Source organism: Niveispirillum fermenti (assembly GCF_048066175.1).
Classification (GTDB): Bacteria; Pseudomonadota; Alphaproteobacteria; order Azospirillales; family Azospirillaceae; genus Niveispirillum; species Niveispirillum fermenti.
This window is the reverse complement of the sequence record NZ_JBLTXA010000017.1, coordinates 1-15,697: the sequence shown is the minus strand read 5'-3', so window position 1 is coordinate 15,697 and position 15,697 is coordinate 1. Positions and strand designations below refer to the sequence as shown.

Here is a 15,697-nt window from a genome sequence, read left to right as displayed (position 1 = left end):
TGCCGGCGGATGGGGGATCGTGGCGCCATGCTGCCTGTTGTCCCTGTTCAGCCCCCATCTCCGCCATGACCGACCGGCCCGATCCGGAACGGCCGGTCATCGCCTATGAACGGGCCAAGGCATTGGCGGCCAGCCCCGATGCGGCCACGCGGGCCGATCTGGCTTTGCAGCCCGGCACGCCGCCGGAACTGCTCTATTATCTGGCCGATGATGATGATCCGCTGGTCCGGCGGGCCGTCGCCTATCGCGCGGAAACACCGGTACAGGCGGCGCCGCGGCTGGCGCGGGACAGTGACACCGACGTTCGGGTGCTGCTGTCGCGCAAGCTGGCCCGGGTCCTGCCCCACCTGACGGGACCCGAACATGCTGCCATCCGCGATCTGGCCCAGCATGCGCTGACCATGCTGGCCGCCGATCAGGTGGTGCGGGTGCGTGCGGCCCTGGCCGGCGCCCTGCGCGATGTGGCCGTTGCCCCGCCGGCCCTGGTGGGGCAACTGGCCCGCGACGTGGCCCGCGATGTGGCGGAGCCCATCCTGCGCGGCTGCGTGAACCTGCCGGATGAAGAGTTGCTGGCCATCATCGCGGCCCAGCCCGTTCCCTGGGTGCTGGAGGCCATCGCCCGCCGCGATCATGTGTCGTCCCCTGTGGCCGACGCCGTGGCGGCATCCGGCGATCCCGTGGCCACGGCCAGCCTTCTGGCCAATCCCGGTGCAGCCATCGGCGACGGGACCATGACGCGGCTGGTGGCAAAGCCGCTCGCCGTGTTCGACAGCGGCCGGGCGGCGGCCAAGCCGCTGTTGCCGCCATCCCTGCTGGGCAAGCTGGCGGGGATCGTGGAGGACAGCATCCGCGGCGAACTGGCCGGCCAGGGGTTCGACAAGCTGGACCGGCAGGAGGTGGTGGAGGTGACCCGCCGCCGGCTGGACTGGGCGCGTGATTATGTGAAGCGGGAGGCGCCCGACGCCAAGGCGGCCCGCCTGAAGGCCGAAGGCAAGCTGGATGAGAATGCCGTCTGGGATGCCCTGTCCTGGGGCGACAAGCCCTTCGTGCGCGAGGCGCTGGCCCTGCGCGCCGATCTGCCGCCGGACCTGGTGCAGCGGATCATCGATACGCAGAGCGCCCGCGCCATCACGGCGCTGGCCTGGCGGGCGGGTCTGTCCATGCGCTGCGCCCGGCTTTTGCAACTGAAATCCGGCCTGCCGCCGACCAAGCTGCTGAACGCCCGCCACGGCATCGATTATCCGATGACAGAAGCCGAGATGCGCTGGCAACTGGGGCTTTTCGGCGTGGAGTGATGCCGGGCGGTCGCATGGGGATCAGGCCCGGCCAGCATGGTGCCCATGCCCTTGCGCCATCGGCCAAAATGTTTGACCGATGGCAGGGCGGCGACCGCCGTCGCGCGGTCCGTGCCGCGTGGCCAAAGCCCAGGCATCGGGGCGGCGCCCGGCGCATGGTTGCATTGATCAGCACCATAGGTTCTGATCAATGCAGATACCTATCAGTAGGCATATTCCTGATAGGCGGGATCGACCGATCCGGCCCAGGGGCCGTGATATTTCTCCAGCATCTCCGTCGCCAGCGACCGGCCCGATTGCGCGATGGCGACCAGCGGTTCCAGGAAATGCGTCTCGTCGTCGCCCATGCCGGCCAGACGCGCCCGGTTGCGCAGCCCCTCGCGTGCGATGGCCACGACGCGGCGTGCCACATCCTGCACCGTCCCGCCCTGGAAGGGGGTGGCCAGACCCAGCCGCGGCACGTCGCGGCGCAGCGTGGCGCGGTCCTCCCGCGTCCAGCCCTTCACGATGTCCCAGGCGGCATCCAGCGCCGTGGTGTCATACAGCAGGCCCACCCACAAAGCCGGCAGGGCGCACAGCCGGCCCCAGGGGCCGGCATCGGCGCCCCGCATCTCCAGATATTTCTTCAGCCGCACTTCCGGGAACATGGTCGTCATATGGTCCGACCAGTCGGTCATCAACGGCTTTTCCCCCGGCAGGATCGACAGCCGCCCATCCAGGTAATCGCGGAACGACAGGCCGGAGGCGTCCAGATAGCGTCCGTCGCGATAGACGAAATACATCGGCACATCGAGCGCATAGTCGACATAACGCTCGAACCCGAATCCATCCTCGAACACGAAGGGCAGGTCGCCCGTGCGGTCGGCATCCGTGTCGGTCCAGATATGGGAACGATAGCTCTGATAGCCGTTGGGCTTGCCCTCCATGAAGGGGCTGGCCGCGAACAGGGCCGTGGCGATGGGCTGCAGGGCCAGCGACACGCGGAACTTCTTCACCATGTCGGCTTCCGACGCGAAGTCCAGATTGACCTGGACCGTGCAGGTCCGGGTCATCATGTCCAGCCCCAGGGAACCGACCTTGGGCATGTATTCGCGCATGATCTTGTATCGGCCCTTGGGCATCCAGGGGATGTCGGCGCGCGGCCATTTCGGGTTGAAGCCCATGCCCAGCATGCCGAAGCCCAGATCCTGGCCGATGGCGCGCACCTGCGCCAGATGCGACCCCACCTCCCCGCAGGTCTGGTGAATGGTGGTCAACGGCGCGCCCGACAGCTCGAACTGCCCGCCGGGCTCCAGGCTGATATTGGCCATGCCCTGGGTCAGGGCGATGATGTTGTCGCCCTCGCGCACGGGCTCCCAGCCGAAGCGGCGGTGGAATTCCCCCAGGATTTCCCCGATGCCGCCGGGACCCGCATAGGGAACGGGCGCATGGTCGGGACCCCTGAACACGAACTTCTCATGTTCCGTGCCGATGCGCCAGTCGACGGCCGGCTTCATGCCCTGTTCCAGATACGCCACCAGTTGGCGGCGGTCGGTGATCGGCTCGCCGCGCGAAGTCGGGGGTGCGGACATTTCGGTAGGTTCCTTGGGGAAGCGTCGGGCGCGTTGACGGGACGGCGGGGCGATGGCGATCAGGCACGATGGGGCGGGCGCATATCGGCCTGCCGACATCGCCAGTCGCCTGCCACCGCCTGCCACACGGACAGGACGGCGAAGGCGGCGGTGTCGGCGCGCAGCACGCGCGGTCCCAGCCCCACACCCACCACAAAGGGCAGGCGGCGCAGGGCGTCAAGTTCTTGCTGGTCGAATCCCCCCTCCGGACCCACCAGGAATGCGACGGCCTGTCCCGCGGCCGCTGTGACGGCGGTCACCAGCGGCTGTGCCGCCCCGCTTTCGGCGGCGACGAGCAGGGGGATGGAAGGGTCCCAGCAGGCCAGCAGCCGGTGCAGGTCGATCCCGTCATCAATGTCGGGGATGTCCAGCCGCTCGCATTGTTCTGCCGCTTCCACGGCATTGGCGCGCATCCGGTCCAGGTTGACGCGGGAAACATCACCGCGCCGCGTGAAGACGGGGGTCAGGCGGCCCGCCCCCAGTTCTACGGCCTTTTCCACCACATATTCGCTGCGCCCGCCCTTCAGCGGCGCGAAAAGCAGCCGGGGCGGGGGTGGGGCGCCGGTGTCGGGCGCACGGGTCTGCCGGTCGGCCCGCAATGTGCCGGCCGATTTGCCCAGCGCCCCGATACCGGCCAGATATTCCCCGTCGCGGCCATTGAAGGCCAGCACGGCATCGCCCGGCCCCAGCCGCAGCACGGCGCGCAGATAGTGGGCGCGGCCGGCATCCAGCGCCACCGCCGCCCCTGCGGACAGGGGCTGGTCGATATAGAGCCGGGTGCGGGGCAGGGCGTCGGACATGGGGCGCTGTCGGTTCCGGGAATGTCAGAGGTCCAACAGATAGCCGGCCCCGGCCCCGCGGCCAAGCGGCCAGCGTCAACCGCAGGGCAGGCCCACGCCCCGCGCATTATCCACTGATTTCATGGAAATAGTCCGGGGGAGCGCACCGCTGTCCCCCGGAGCCCCCAACGGCGGTTCAGCCCAACTGCCGGCGCAGATGGTTCAGGACATCCGTCCGGGTCAGCAGGCCCAGGAAGGTCGGCCCGTCCTGGATGATGGCCACCATGTTGCGATCGAACAGGGCCTTCAGATCGGCCATGGTCGCCGTGACGGGAAGGGTCTCCAGCCGGTTGACCATGGCGGTATAGACCTTGTCGCGGAAGCGGGCCGGGTCCTTCTCGACATGCAACAGCAGGTCGCTTTCATCCAGGATGCCGATCACCCGGTCGCCTTCCATGACGGGTAATTGCGACACGTCGGAAATCCGCATGCGCTTGTAGGCCGTCAGCAGCGTATCCTCCGGCCCGACGGTCACCACCTGTCCCTTGTCGTGGCGCCGGGTCATCAGGTCGCGCAGGTCGTTGTGCCGGTCGCGCGGCAGGAAGCCGTGATCTTCCATCCAGGCGTCGTTGAACATCTTCGACAGGTACTTGTTGCCCGTGTCGCAGACCAGGGTGACGACGCGCTTGGGCTGCGTCTGGGCGCGGCAATATTTCAGCGCGGCGGCGAAAAGGGTGCCGCTGGACGATCCGGCCAGGATGCCTTCCAGGCGCAGCAGGTCGCGCGCGGCGTTCAGGCTTTCCGTGTCGGAAACATAGAAGGCGGCCCTGGCATATTGCAGGTCGCAGACCGGCGGCACGAAATCCTCGCCCACGCCTTCCACGACCCAGGAGCCGGGTTCCTCGTGCGTGCCCTTGTTCACCAGATCGGCGATGATGGACCCGACGGGGTCGGCGATGACCATCTGCGTCTTGGGGCTGGCCTTGGCGAAGAAGGCGCCCAGCCCCGTGAAGGTGCCGCCCGACCCGATGCCCGCCACCACCGCGTCGATGTCGCCATCCATCTGGCGCAGCATCTCCGGACCCGTCCATTCCTCATGCGTGCGCGGGTTGGCGGGGTTGGCGAACTGGTTGACATAGAAGCTGCCGGGGATTTCCGTCGACAGACGTTCCGCGATGTCCTGGTAATAGGCGGGATGGCCCTTGCCCACATCCGACCGGGTGATGTGGATTTCAGCACCCAGGGCACGCAGATTATTGATCTTTTCCGTCGCCATCTTGTCGGGGATGACCAGGATCAGGCGATAGCCTTTCGCGGCGCAGACCAGGGCCAGGCCCAGGCCGGTATTGCCGGCCGTCGCCTCGATGACGGTGCCGCCGGGGGACAGGTGGCCGGCCGCCTCCGCCGCCTCGATCATGCGCAGCGCGATACGGTCCTTGATGGACCCGCCGGGATTCTGGTTCTCCAGCTTCAGATACAACTCGCACGGGCCGGTATCGAAGCGAGTGATGCGGACGATCGGGGTATTGCCGATCATGGACAGGATGGCAGGCGCCGAAGCGGGCGTCGCGGACATGGGTTCCCCCCTGGGGCAAATGGTTTTGACCAACAGGGAAACGCATCAACGGCCCGACCGCAAGGGCCGGGCGAACAAAGAAATCAAGCTGCGGCCCGTCCGGGTGCCGTGAAAGATTCCGGCGGGATCGGGCGCCCATCGGCATCGATCAATCCCGCGGCGAACAGCGCTTCCACATTCTCCGCCAGATTCTCCGCACAGGCCGGGCGCTCCCAGCCTTCCAGCCAGTTCTGTTCCAGGAAGGCCAGGATGGCCGGCTGGGCCAGTTCCGCCTCCCACAGGATGCCCAGCAGGGAGGCCAGTGCCTCCTCGCGGATCTGCTCTTCCTTCCCGACGGCAATGGCCTGATCCGCCTCTGCCACCCGGCCTGATTCCGGGCCGGCACCCAGGCCGAAATCGACCAGCCGGCGCCGTTCGGGCGGGGCGATCAGCCAATGCGCCACCTCGTGGATCAGAACATAGGCTTCCGACCGGGTGCGGATGCAGGTGCCATCATAGGAGAAGGCATCCTGCGGCGCTTCATCGATCACCCCGATGCCGAAGGCGCGCGCCAGATCGACCGCGGCGTCGCGGTGGGCCTGGGTGTCCACGCCCAGGGCGATCAGGTCGCGTGTGGCCGCGATGCGGGCCAGCACCCGCGCCGTGCGGCTGCGGGGGGCAAGCCGGCCGGCCAGCACCGCCAGCGCCTCGGGCAGGGTCTCGTGGGGGATGGTCGTAAGCTGCATGGGACCAGGAAGATATCCGGCCGCGCCGCAGGGGGAAGTGCCAATGACGCGCGGCCGGCTATCGCGGGGCGCAGAGGTGGCCGCCGCATCATTGCGCCAGCAAAGCAAGGATATAGGCCTTCGCCGCCTCCGCATCCCGGGCGCGCAGGGCCCCGCGCCGCCACAGGTCGCACAGGCCATGCACCTCCCCCCAGGCACGCATCACCCGGTCGCGCAGCGCAAGGGAGAAGCCGGGCGGGTCCCCGGCATGGCGGAAGGCATCGGCCGCCAGGGCCGTCACCTTGGCCACCGACGGGGCCAGTGCCGGGTGTGACAGGTAATTCTGTCCCGCAATGCCATACATCAGGGCATACAGCGCCGGCTGTGCCAGTGCGAAATCCACATAGGCACGGTACAGCGGGCCGGGTCGGGGCTGGCCGTCCCCGGTATCGAATCCGGCCCGGATCACGGTGGCAAGGGCGTCGAAACCCTGGGCCGCGACGGCCAGGGTCAGTTCATGCTTGTCGGCGAAATGGCGGTAAAGCGCCCGGTGGTTGACGCCGATGGCGGCCGCCACGGCCCGGAAGGAAAGGGCGTCCGGCCCATCCGCGACCACCATCGCCAGGGCGGCCGCCAGGGCGGCGGCACGCACATCACCATGGTGGAAATTGTCGCGGCGGGGTGCTTCCCCGGTCACGGGCGCTTGGGGCTGACGTACCATTCAACCACCATCTTCGACACGGGCTGCCCGGCCGCGTCGGTAATCTCCACCTCCACGGGGAAGCGCACCTTCCCCTCCGCCGCCAGTTCCGCCCGCAGGTCGGCACCCGCCCGGCCCGTGCGGGCCACGGCGCGCAGGTCGCCCCTGGCCAGGGTCAGATACTGGATCGTGGCCTGTGCCGCCACGGGGCGGATATTCATCAGCACGGGTGCCATGGCCCCGGCCATGGCGCCGCCGCTGGCCGTTTCGGCCAGGGTGAAGATCACGCCGGCATGCGGCGTGCCCAGATGGTTCTTCACCTCTGCCCGGTCCGTCACCCGCGCCTCCGCGGTGCCATCGCCCAGGCTGACCAGATCGATGCCGCAATGGCGCACAAAGGGCAGGGAGCCCGCCATCTGCTGGCGGATCATGTCATGGACCATCTTGGGCCTCACCTTGAACAACAGGGGAAGGATGATTTTCAGCATCAGCAAAGTCTCCGATGGAGACATTGCCCCGAAACGAACCGCCGGTCAAGGGTCCCGGCCGGCGGTATCGCCCTATATTCGTGCATGGGGGGAGATCAGCGGGGCGCCCCGCCTCCCGCCGTCAGCATTCGCGCTGGGGTTGGGGGGGCGGCAGGTTTCCCGCCCTCTCAGCGCCGATGGAACAGCATGACGCGGAAGGCGGGCTCGTCCGGCCCCTTGGCCATCTGTATGCCCAGTTCCTCTCCCAGGAAGGCGGTACGGTCGAATTCGGGGAAGAAGGTGTCGCCCGCCGGGCTGGCCGCGATCTCCGTCAGGAAGACACGGTCGGCCAGCGGCAATGCCGCGGCATAGATCTGCGCGCCGCCGATCACCATCACCTCGTCGCCGTCCGCTTCCTCTGCCAGACGCTTGCCCGTTGTGATGGCGGTTTCCAGGTCATGGACGATGATGGCGCCTTCCGCCCGGAAATCCCGGTTGCCGGTGACCACGATGTGCGGCCGGCCGGGCAGGGGCCTGCCTCCGAAACTGTCCCAGGTCTTGCGGCCCATGATCATGGGCTTGCCCATGGTCACCTGCTTGAAGAAGCGAAGATCGTTGGGCAGCTTCCAGGGCATGCGGCCTTCATGGCCGATGACCCCGTTGCGGGCGACGGCGGCGATCACGGAAAGGAACAAGGCAGGTCTCCAGGCGGTCGATGGGTGACAATAGCCGCCCGGCCCGCTAATACCAACCATCACAGCAAGCTGGTCCCAAGCGGAGCCGACGGTCGATGCGCCATCCCGAGCAGCAATATCTGGACCTGATGGGTGACATCCTGGCCCGCGGCGACCGCCGCGTGGACCGGACGGGCGTGGGGACCCTGTCGCTGTTCGGGTCGATGATGCGGTTCGACCTGTCGGACGGCACCGTGCCCATCCTGACCACCAAGCGCGTCTATTGGAAGATGGCGGTCAAGGAAATGCTGTGGTTCCTGACCGGCGGCACCAATATCCAGCCGCTGCTGAAGGAAAAGGTCACGATCTGGACCGACTGGCCGCTGGCCGCCTACCGCCGTGAGACGGGGGAGGATATCAGCCAGGCCGCGTTCGAGCAGCGCATCGTCGAGGATGATGCCTTCGCCGCCCGCTGGGGTGAACTGGGGCCTGTCTATGGCAAGCAATGGCGCCGTTGGCTGGGACCCGACGGGCGAGAGCATGACCAGATCGCCGCCCTGGTGCAGGGATTGCGGGAGAATCCGTCCAGCCGGCGCCTGCTGTTCCATGCCTGGAACGTGCCGGAACTGGGCGGCATGGCCCTGCCGCCCTGCCACATGGTCTATCAGTACCATGTGACCAGCGACGGCCGCCTGAACGGGTTGATGTACCAGCGCAGTTGCGACGTGCTGCTGGGCCTGCCCTTCAACCTGACCGGGGCGGTCGCCCTGCAGGCCATGCTGGCGCAGCAGGCCGGGCTGCGGCTGGGCGAGTTCGTGTGGATGGGCGGCGATGTTCATCTGTACCTGAACCATCTGGATGCCGCGCGGGAACAATTGACCCGCAACCCCCGGCCCCTGCCGCGCCTGATGCTGGCCCGCCGGGCGGACAGCATCGATGGTTACCGGATCGGGGATTTCGCGGTGGAAGGGTACGATCCGCACCCCCCCATCAAGGCCGACGTGGCGGTGTGAATGCCGGCCGACGCGACATCCCCGAAAAACCGCCCTTGCCGCGTCCCGGCATTTCAAATCAACCGCCGGGCTGAAAAATCCCGTGGCTTGTCCCGTGGCGGAACGCTATAGGAGAAGGGTAGTTGACTTGTCCGTCCGGTTGGCTGCGCGGGGCCCCGCCCGCGCGCGACGGGCGGTTTTTGCGTTAGCGGATCGTTTTGAAACGGATCGTTTTGACCGGCCAGCGCCGGTAAAGCGTTTGAGGAGGAAGCATGGCACTGCCCCTGATGCCGAAGGCCACCGCCGTCTGGCTGGTCGAGAACACCAGTCTCAGCTTCGAGCAGATCGCGGAATTCTGCGGCATGCACGAGCTTGAGGTGCAGGCCATCGCCGATGGCGAGGTGGCGGTGGGCATGGTCGGCCGCGACCCGGTCGCCGGCGGCGAACTGACCGCGGCGGAGATCGCCCGCGTCGAGGCCAATCCCAACCTGAAGCTGAAACTGCGCGTGCAGGACCTGCCGCAGCCGGTCGCCCGCGCCAAGGGCCCGCGCTACACGCCGGTCACCAAGCGCGGCGACAAGCCCGATGCCATCGCCTATCTGCTGAAGGCCCATCCGGAATTGTCGGACGCGCAGATCTGCAAGCTGATCGGCACCACCAAGCCGACCATCGCCGCCGTGCGCGACAAGACCCATTGGAACTCGGCCAACATCAAGGCGCGCAACCCGGTGCTGCTGGGCCTGGGCAGCCAGCGGGAACTGGATGCCGCCCTGGAAAAGGCCCGCCGCGGCCGTCCGGAGCCGGAGACGGCTGACATGGACGCCATCGACGAGGATATGGAGCCTGCGGCCCTGTCCGGGGACGAGGACGAAGCTCAGGATTGAGCCGCGGCGTCCGCCGCCCCACGCTGGCCACGCGGCGTCCGCCGCTACACGTTGGCCACGCGGCGTCCGCCGCTCCATGCCGGCCACGCGGCGCGGGGTGCCAATGGACCCCGCCGATCATCGGAAATTGGCCGGCTTGCCACGCGCAGCCGGCCTTTTTCTTTTCAGGGCCGGGCACGATATGCTGAAGGGAGCCGATGCCGCGCCCCGGACCATTCCGGGGCGGTGCGGATCGCGGGGAAAAAGGGGGTATTCATGACGCAGTGGTTTTTCCATGATGGCGACCAGCGGGTCGGCCCGCTGGACGGGCAGGCGGCGCTGGATTTTGTGCGCGTGCATCCGGATGCCTTCTGCTGGCGCAACGGCATGGCCGAATGGCTGCCCGTGCGCGCCGTGGGCGAATTGTCGTCACAGCCCAACCCCTGGGCCGGTGCGCCCGGCATGCCGCCGCCGCCCGGCGCCCGCAGCCGGGCCCGCGCCGACGATATCGATTTCAAGATCCACGGGCAGGAGATGCAGTTCGTGGAGGTGGAACTGGACCCCGGCGAAAGCGCCATCGCCGAGGCGGGGGCCATGGTCTACAAGGATGCCAGCGTCCAGATGAACACCATCTTCGGCGACGGCAACAATACCGGCGGCTTCCTGGACAAGCTGATCGGCGCCGGCAAGCGGGTGATCACGGGCGAAAGCCTGTTCACGACCGTCTTCACCCATACCGGCCGCGGCAAGGCGCATGTCGCTTTTTCCGCCCCCTATCCGGGCACCATCCTGCCGCTGAACCTGGCCGATCTGGGCGGTACGCTGATCTGCCAGAAGGACAGTTTCCTGGCGGCGGCCAAGGGCGTGTCGATCGGCATCCATTTCCAGCGCCGCATCCTGACGGGCCTGTTCGGCGGCGAAGGCTTCATCATGCAGAAGCTGACGGGTGACGGCTGGGTCTTCGCCCATGTCGGCGGTTCCATCATGGAACGCGAACTGGCGCCCGGCGAGGTGCTGCACATCGATACGGGCTGCGTTGCCGCCTTCACGCCCGACGTGGATTTCGACCTGGTGCAGGTCGGCGGCGTGAAATCAGTGCTGTTCGGTGGAGAGGGGCTGTTCTTCGCCACGCTGCGCGGACCGGGCCGGGTCTGGATACAGTCGCTGCCCTTCTCCCGCCTGGCCGGCCGCATGCTGTCGGCCGCCATGCCGGGCGCCAGCAAGGGCGAAGGCAGTATGCTGGGGCCGCTGGGCGATATCGTCATGGGCAACAAGCGATAGCAGGCACACGAAATCCGGGAGGGGGTGGCGATGCCGCCCCCTCCGGAAGCCCGACCTATCCCGGATGCACCATATCGGCGGGCCGCACCCAGGCGCGGAACTGCTCCTCGCTTAGCAGATTCAGCGCCAGCCCGGCTTCCAGCAGGGTTGTGCCTTCCTGGTGCGCCTTCTTGGCGATCCTGGCGGCATTGTCATAGCCGATATGGGGGTTCAGTGCCGTGACCAGCATCAGGCTTTCCTCCATCAGCCGGCGGATGCGATCCTCGTTGGCGGTGATGCCGGCCACGCAGTTCTCTGCAAAGCTGCGGCTGGCGTCGGCGATCAGACGGATGGACTGCAGAAGATTGTAGATCAGCACGGGCTTGAAGACATTCAGTTCGAAATGGCCCGTCGCACCGGCATGGGTGATGGTAACATGGTTACCCATCACCTGGGTGCAGACCATGGTCATGGCCTCCGACTGGGTCGGGTTGACCTTGCCCGGCATGATGGAACTGCCGGGTTCGTTCTCCGGCAGGCTGATCTCTCCGATGCCGCTGCGCGGGCCGCTGCCCAGCAGGCGTATGTCGTTGGCGATCTTCATCAGCGAAACGGCCACCGTGTTCAGCGCGCCCGACGCTTCCACGATGCTGTCATGGGCGGCCAGTGCCTCGAACTTGTTGGGGGCGGCGACGAAGGGCAGGTCGGTGATGGCGGCGACCTCCGCCGCGAAGGCCTGATCGAAGCCGGGGGCGCTGTTCAGGCCCGTCCCAACGGCCGTGCCGCCCTGCGCCAGGCGCAGCAGGGCCGGCATCACGGCCTTCGCCCGCCCGATTCCATAGGCCACCTGCTGGGCATAGCCGCCGAATTCCTGCCCCAGCGTCATGGGGGTGGCATCCTGCAGGTGCGTGCGCCCGATCTTCACGATGGGGGCGAATTCATCGGCCTTGGCGGACAGGGCGGCGTGCAACTGTTCCAGGGCCGGCACAAGATCATGATGGATGCGCTCCGCCGCTGCGATATGCATGGCCGACGGAAAGCTGTCGTTGGAGCTTTGGCCGCGATTGACATGGTCGTTGGGATGGATGGGCTTCTTGGACCCGATCTCCCCGCCCAGCATCTCGATGGCGCGGTTGGCGATGACCTCGTTGGCGTTCATGTTGGTCTGGGTGCCCGATCCGGTCTGCCAGACGACCAGGGGGAAATGGTCGATCAGCGTGCCGTCGATCACTTCGTCGGCGGCACCGACGATGGCGCTGCCCAGGCGCGCATCCAGCGTTCCCAGCGCCACATTGGCCTTGGCGGCGGCCTTCTTCACGATGCCAAGGCCCCGGATCAGGGCCGGCGGCATCCTTTCCCCGCCGATCTTGAAATTCAGCAGCGACCGCTGGGTCTGCGCGCCCCAATACCGATCGGCCGGCACCTCGATGGGGCCGAAACTGTCGGTCTCGATGCGGACATTGGCGGCCATCACCCGTTCCCCCGTTTCCAGTCTGGACGCCGACGGTAACAGATGCGGATATCCCTGTCCCCCCCGCTGCGCACCGGCCGGCTCAGCGGAACTGCGTGCGCCATTCGCGGCAAAGCCGTTCCGCCTCGTCCGATCCGGACAGGATCTCCACGATGCGCAGGCTGTTGAACATGGTCCGCTGGCCGTCGGCACCCAACGTGCCGTCGCGGTTGCGCGGGGCCGCGCGCAGGCTGGCCTGGGTCGTGCTGACCACCTGCTGGCGCGTTTCGCTGATCTTGGCGCTGACCTCCCGCTGGATCCCGAGCGCGCCCGCCAGTTTGGATGAACGGCGCAGCGCCATGGCGAACTGTTCGGCCTTCTTCATGGTGGCATCGTCGGGCAGGCCGCCATCCCGGCCGAACAGGGCGGCGTGCAGGCCCTGGTCGACATCCGCGCAGATATTCTTCAGCACGAATTGCCCCACCTCGGCGCGGGCGTTCTTCATCTTGTTGGTGATGTCCTTGTCGCGCAGGCTCTGCACCGTGTCGTTGACGGAATTGAGGCCGTCGGTCAGCCGCTCCGCCGCCGCGGCCAGGCTGGCCGGATCGCCGGAGACCAGTGGGTTTTCCCGGTCGAACTCGGCCGTCTGGCGCAGCAGGTTGCCGACGACATAGCCTGACATCTCCCGCGTCAGGTTCTCCTTCTCCGCCACCGTGCCGCCCAGGCGCACCTCCCCCAGCATGCGCAACAGCTCGCCGGGGCGTTGCATGCGCGAGGCCAGCACCAGCAGCAGCGGCTGGGTCAGCGCTGCATCCTCCCGTCCCAGTTCCATCAGATTGGCCCGGATGATGTCCAGGTGCGACTCGGCCAGATCCAGGATGGGGCGCGCCGGCAGGGCGGCCTTCAGCTTTTCGATCCGTTCCGCCACGACCAGCACCTGCCGGATCGTTTCCAACTGGCGCTGCACGTCGTCGTCGCGGCCGAACAGGCCGATCTTGTATTTCAGGTTGGTCTGGCATTCGGCGGTGATGGCCGCCAGGGCCGTCACGCCGGCTTCCCAAAGAGGCGCGCAGATGGACGCGACGGCCACCCCGTCTCGCAGATCCGCGGCAGCGGCTTCGCGCTGCGCGCTTTGCAGCAACGCGGCCGGGATGCGGTCCTTGACGGCCTGCCAGCAGGGGCCCAGCGTGGTCCGGCAGATGCGGTTCAGGCGCCGGCTATATTGCCCTGCATCATCCAGCAGATCCTCCACAGGCAGAAAGAACAGCCGTGACAGGGCCGGCCGCCGGGGCGGGCGCAGCGTCACCAGACGCGGCCGCATGGCCTCGAAGGCACCGGACACCTCCGGCTTGTCGCCCACCTGCTCCAGCAGCCGGTAAATCTGCAGGAGCTTGCGGTCGGGCAGGCGCGAAGCATCGGCGGCCAGCACCGCCCAGTCACTGCCCCTGACCGGGGTGGCGGGTGTCTCGGGGGCGGGGGTCTTGCTGTCGTTCATGCCATCCTCCCTCAGCCCATCGCCGCTTTCAACGATTCAAGCCGCATGACGGCATCCATATCCAGGACCCCCGTCCGCCAATCCTGGTTGACCCGCACCCAGCGGCGCTGGAGCCGCGCGATGGCGTCCAGGTCCAACTGCTCGGTTGCATGGCTCACCTCCTCCTTCGGGATCAGGGGCAGCAGCCGGGATATGTCGCTGATCGCCGTCTGGCGGGCGGCGGGCGGCCCGTCCTTCACCGCCTCCCACATGGCGATCAGGAAATCCCATCCGTCCAGCAGCCACGAGATGCGCCCGACATATTCCCTGATGGCGGTCAGCAGTTTCGGCGCGTCATTCACGATCTGGCGCGCATCGCGGCAGGCATTGTCCAGCTTGGCGATGCGCTGGCGGGCCAGGGTCAGCGTGTGGTTGGCGACCGTGGCGACATAGGCGCCCAGCATGGCCACGTCGGACGGGTCGGTATCGGCGAAATGCTGCGTGCTTTGTGCGAAGCCGCCCAGCCGCTCCGCCAGGCCGCGCAGCCGGCCGGCCTTGGGGGCCTGCGGCAGGCCGACGGGGGCCACCGCCTCGCCCAACTGGTCGACGCGGGCCGTCATGTCGTCGGGCTGGATATCGACCATGGCGGCGACGCGGGCCAGGGCCTGGCGGGCCACGCGCTTGCTGTCATCCGTCGTCATGCCGGGGCGCAGCAGGTCTGCGGCACTGATCCCCACCAGCTTCAGCAATTCGGTCACCAGGATGAACTGGGTCAGCACCAGATATTGCCCATCCTGGTCACGCAATTGCGCGGCCCGGGTGGCCGCGTCCGGCCCGCAGATGCCCGATGCCTGGACGGTCAGCGCGCAGGCACGGATCTGTTCGGGGGAATGCAGTTCGAGCTTCTCGATCTCCTCGAACAGCAGCCGGTCATGCAGGGTCAGCGTCATGACGCTGGGCAGCCCCTTCCAGGGCAGCACATAGGTGCCTTTGCCGGCCGTGAAGTTGGGCAGCAGGAACTCGAACCGGTCCATGTCGTCGCGGCGCAGGCGGGCCTGGCTCAGCAGCGGTGTGGTGAAGGGGACCGTCACGCCCCGCTCCTCGAAGGTGGCCGGCGCGAAATCCTCCAGCATGGCCCGCATCTTGCGGTTGACGTCACTCTGATCCGTCATGTTCCGGCCGACCCTGTCTCGCCTCTCCGGGCCGTCTGTCGCGGCCTGTTCCCGATATATGTCGCATTTTAGGTAGTTGGACACAATTCCGCAGTGCGGCAGCGGATGCTTTCAAGCATGCGGGATCGCAGCACAGGCCTGCGGTCCACGGCGGCTTGACCGGCACTCCGGCGGGTGCCTACATTTGCTGTTGAGAGGCGGTCCGACGGGCTGACCGCGCCCCTTAACAAAACCCGCCGAGGGAAATATGGCTGAAATCATCAATGTCACCGACGCCAGCTTTGAAACCGATGTCCTGAAGGGCAGCGGTCCGATTCTGCTGGATTTCTGGGCCGAATGGTGCGGCCCCTGCAAGATGCTGGCCCCCAGCCTGGCCGAACTGGCCCAGGAACTGGACGGCAAGCTGTCCATCGCCAAGCTGAACATCGATGACAATCCCAATGCCCCCAGCCGTTTCGGCGTGCGCGGCATCCCCACCTTGATGATCTTCAAGGATGGTCAGGTGACGGCGACCAAGATCGGCGCCCTGCCCAAGTCGCAGTTGAAGTCCTGGATCGAACAGAACCTGTGACCTTCCGGGCCTTCGGGCCGGATCAGGACAGGATCAGGGAAGGGGCCGGCCCGCCGATGGGACCGGCCCTTTTCCGTTGGGGCCCGCCGGCGTGCCGCTCGTGCGGCGCA

At 67.3% G+C, this 15,697-nt stretch carries 15 protein-coding genes; 5 read left to right on the top strand and 10 right to left on the bottom strand.

Features of this window, described 5'->3' with window-relative positions:
• Nucleotides 1-65 precede the first annotated feature (65 nt).
• On the top strand, nucleotides 66-1,295 hold the full coding sequence (locus ACM9LZ_RS16375; protein WP_416620570.1) for a DUF2336 domain-containing protein: 1,230 nt from the start codon (nucleotides 66-68) through the stop codon (nucleotides 1,293-1,295).
• Nucleotides 1,296-1,498: 203 nt separating this feature from the next.
• On the opposite strand, the gene ACM9LZ_RS16370 is transcribed toward ACM9LZ_RS16375, so the two are convergent.
• The 7 genes from ACM9LZ_RS16370 to ACM9LZ_RS16340 all read right to left on the bottom strand — a co-directional run bounded on the left by ACM9LZ_RS16370 (nucleotide 1,499) and on the right by ACM9LZ_RS16340 (nucleotide 7,826).
• Nucleotides 1,499-2,866, bottom strand: a complete 1,368-nt coding sequence (locus ACM9LZ_RS16370; RefSeq protein WP_416620569.1) for a glutamate--cysteine ligase — start codon at nucleotides 2,864-2,866, stop codon at nucleotides 1,499-1,501.
• 59 nt (nucleotides 2,867-2,925) lie between these two features.
• Nucleotides 2,926-3,705: a 16S rRNA (uracil(1498)-N(3))-methyltransferase gene (locus ACM9LZ_RS16365; RefSeq protein WP_416620568.1), complete on the bottom strand. Its 780-nt coding sequence runs from the start codon at nucleotides 3,703-3,705 to the stop codon at nucleotides 2,926-2,928.
• Between the two features lie 175 nt (nucleotides 3,706-3,880).
• On the bottom strand, nucleotides 3,881-5,260 hold the full coding sequence (locus tag ACM9LZ_RS16360) for a pyridoxal-phosphate dependent enzyme (protein WP_416620567.1): 1,380 nt from the start codon (nucleotides 5,258-5,260) through the stop codon (nucleotides 3,881-3,883).
• Nucleotides 5,261-5,343: 83 nt separating this feature from the next.
• Nucleotides 5,344-5,985, bottom strand: a complete 642-nt coding sequence (locus tag ACM9LZ_RS16355; protein ID WP_416620566.1) for an elongation factor P hydroxylase — start codon at nucleotides 5,983-5,985, stop codon at nucleotides 5,344-5,346.
• An 88-nt stretch (nucleotides 5,986-6,073) separates the two neighbouring features.
• A complete protein-coding gene (locus ACM9LZ_RS16350) occupies nucleotides 6,074-6,685 on the bottom strand; it encodes a TetR/AcrR family transcriptional regulator (RefSeq protein ID WP_416620565.1) in 612 nt (203 codons plus the stop codon).
• Entirely contained in the window at nucleotides 6,658-7,152 is a 495-nt protein-coding gene (locus ACM9LZ_RS16345) for a PaaI family thioesterase (protein WP_416620564.1), read from the bottom strand. Before ACM9LZ_RS16345 ends, ACM9LZ_RS16350 begins: the two co-directional genes overlap by 28 nt.
• A 167-nt stretch (nucleotides 7,153-7,319) precedes the next feature.
• Nucleotides 7,320-7,826, bottom strand: a complete 507-nt coding sequence (locus tag ACM9LZ_RS16340; protein ID WP_416620563.1) for a dihydrofolate reductase — start codon at nucleotides 7,824-7,826, stop codon at nucleotides 7,320-7,322.
• A gap of 95 nt (nucleotides 7,827-7,921) precedes the next feature.
• Between ACM9LZ_RS16340 and thyA the strand changes: the two genes are divergently transcribed.
• The 3 genes from thyA (at nucleotide 7,922) to ACM9LZ_RS16325 (ending at nucleotide 10,941) form a co-directional block, all read left to right on the top strand.
• Nucleotides 7,922-8,818, top strand: a complete 897-nt coding sequence (thyA, locus tag ACM9LZ_RS16335; protein WP_416620562.1) for a thymidylate synthase — start codon at nucleotides 7,922-7,924, stop codon at nucleotides 8,816-8,818.
• 251 nt (nucleotides 8,819-9,069) lie between these two features.
• Nucleotides 9,070-9,681: a DUF1013 domain-containing protein gene (locus ACM9LZ_RS16330; RefSeq protein WP_416620561.1), complete on the top strand. Its 612-nt coding sequence runs from the start codon at nucleotides 9,070-9,072 to the stop codon at nucleotides 9,679-9,681.
• Between the two features lie 255 nt (nucleotides 9,682-9,936).
• The gene (locus ACM9LZ_RS16325) at nucleotides 9,937-10,941 is read left to right on the top strand and encodes a TIGR00266 family protein (protein ID WP_416620560.1); all 1,005 of its coding nucleotides are present in this window, start codon (nucleotides 9,937-9,939) and stop codon (nucleotides 10,939-10,941) included.
• Between the two features lie 55 nt (nucleotides 10,942-10,996).
• Here ACM9LZ_RS16325 and fumC read toward each other — a convergent pair whose 3' ends face one another.
• From fumC to ACM9LZ_RS16310, 3 genes are all read right to left on the bottom strand, one after another.
• Complete coding sequence (fumC, locus tag ACM9LZ_RS16320; protein ID WP_416620559.1) at nucleotides 10,997-12,391, bottom strand: class II fumarate hydratase; 1,395 nt, start codon at nucleotides 12,389-12,391, stop codon at nucleotides 10,997-10,999.
• An 82-nt stretch (nucleotides 12,392-12,473) separates the two neighbouring features.
• Nucleotides 12,474-13,865 carry a hypothetical protein gene (locus tag ACM9LZ_RS16315; RefSeq protein WP_416620558.1) on the bottom strand — a complete coding sequence of 464 codons (1,392 nt, stop codon included), beginning with the start codon at nucleotides 13,863-13,865 and terminating at the stop codon, nucleotides 12,474-12,476.
• 11 nt (nucleotides 13,866-13,876) lie between these two features.
• Nucleotides 13,877-15,016: a hypothetical protein gene (locus ACM9LZ_RS16310; RefSeq protein WP_416620557.1), complete on the bottom strand. Its 1,140-nt coding sequence runs from the start codon at nucleotides 15,014-15,016 to the stop codon at nucleotides 13,877-13,879.
• Between the two features lie 247 nt (nucleotides 15,017-15,263).
• Here ACM9LZ_RS16310 and trxA point away from each other — a divergent pair, with 247 nt between their 5' ends.
• Nucleotides 15,264-15,587 carry a thioredoxin TrxA gene (trxA, locus tag ACM9LZ_RS16305; protein ID WP_416620556.1) on the top strand — a complete coding sequence of 108 codons (324 nt, stop codon included), beginning with the start codon at nucleotides 15,264-15,266 and terminating at the stop codon, nucleotides 15,585-15,587.
• Nucleotides 15,588-15,697 lie beyond the last annotated feature (110 nt).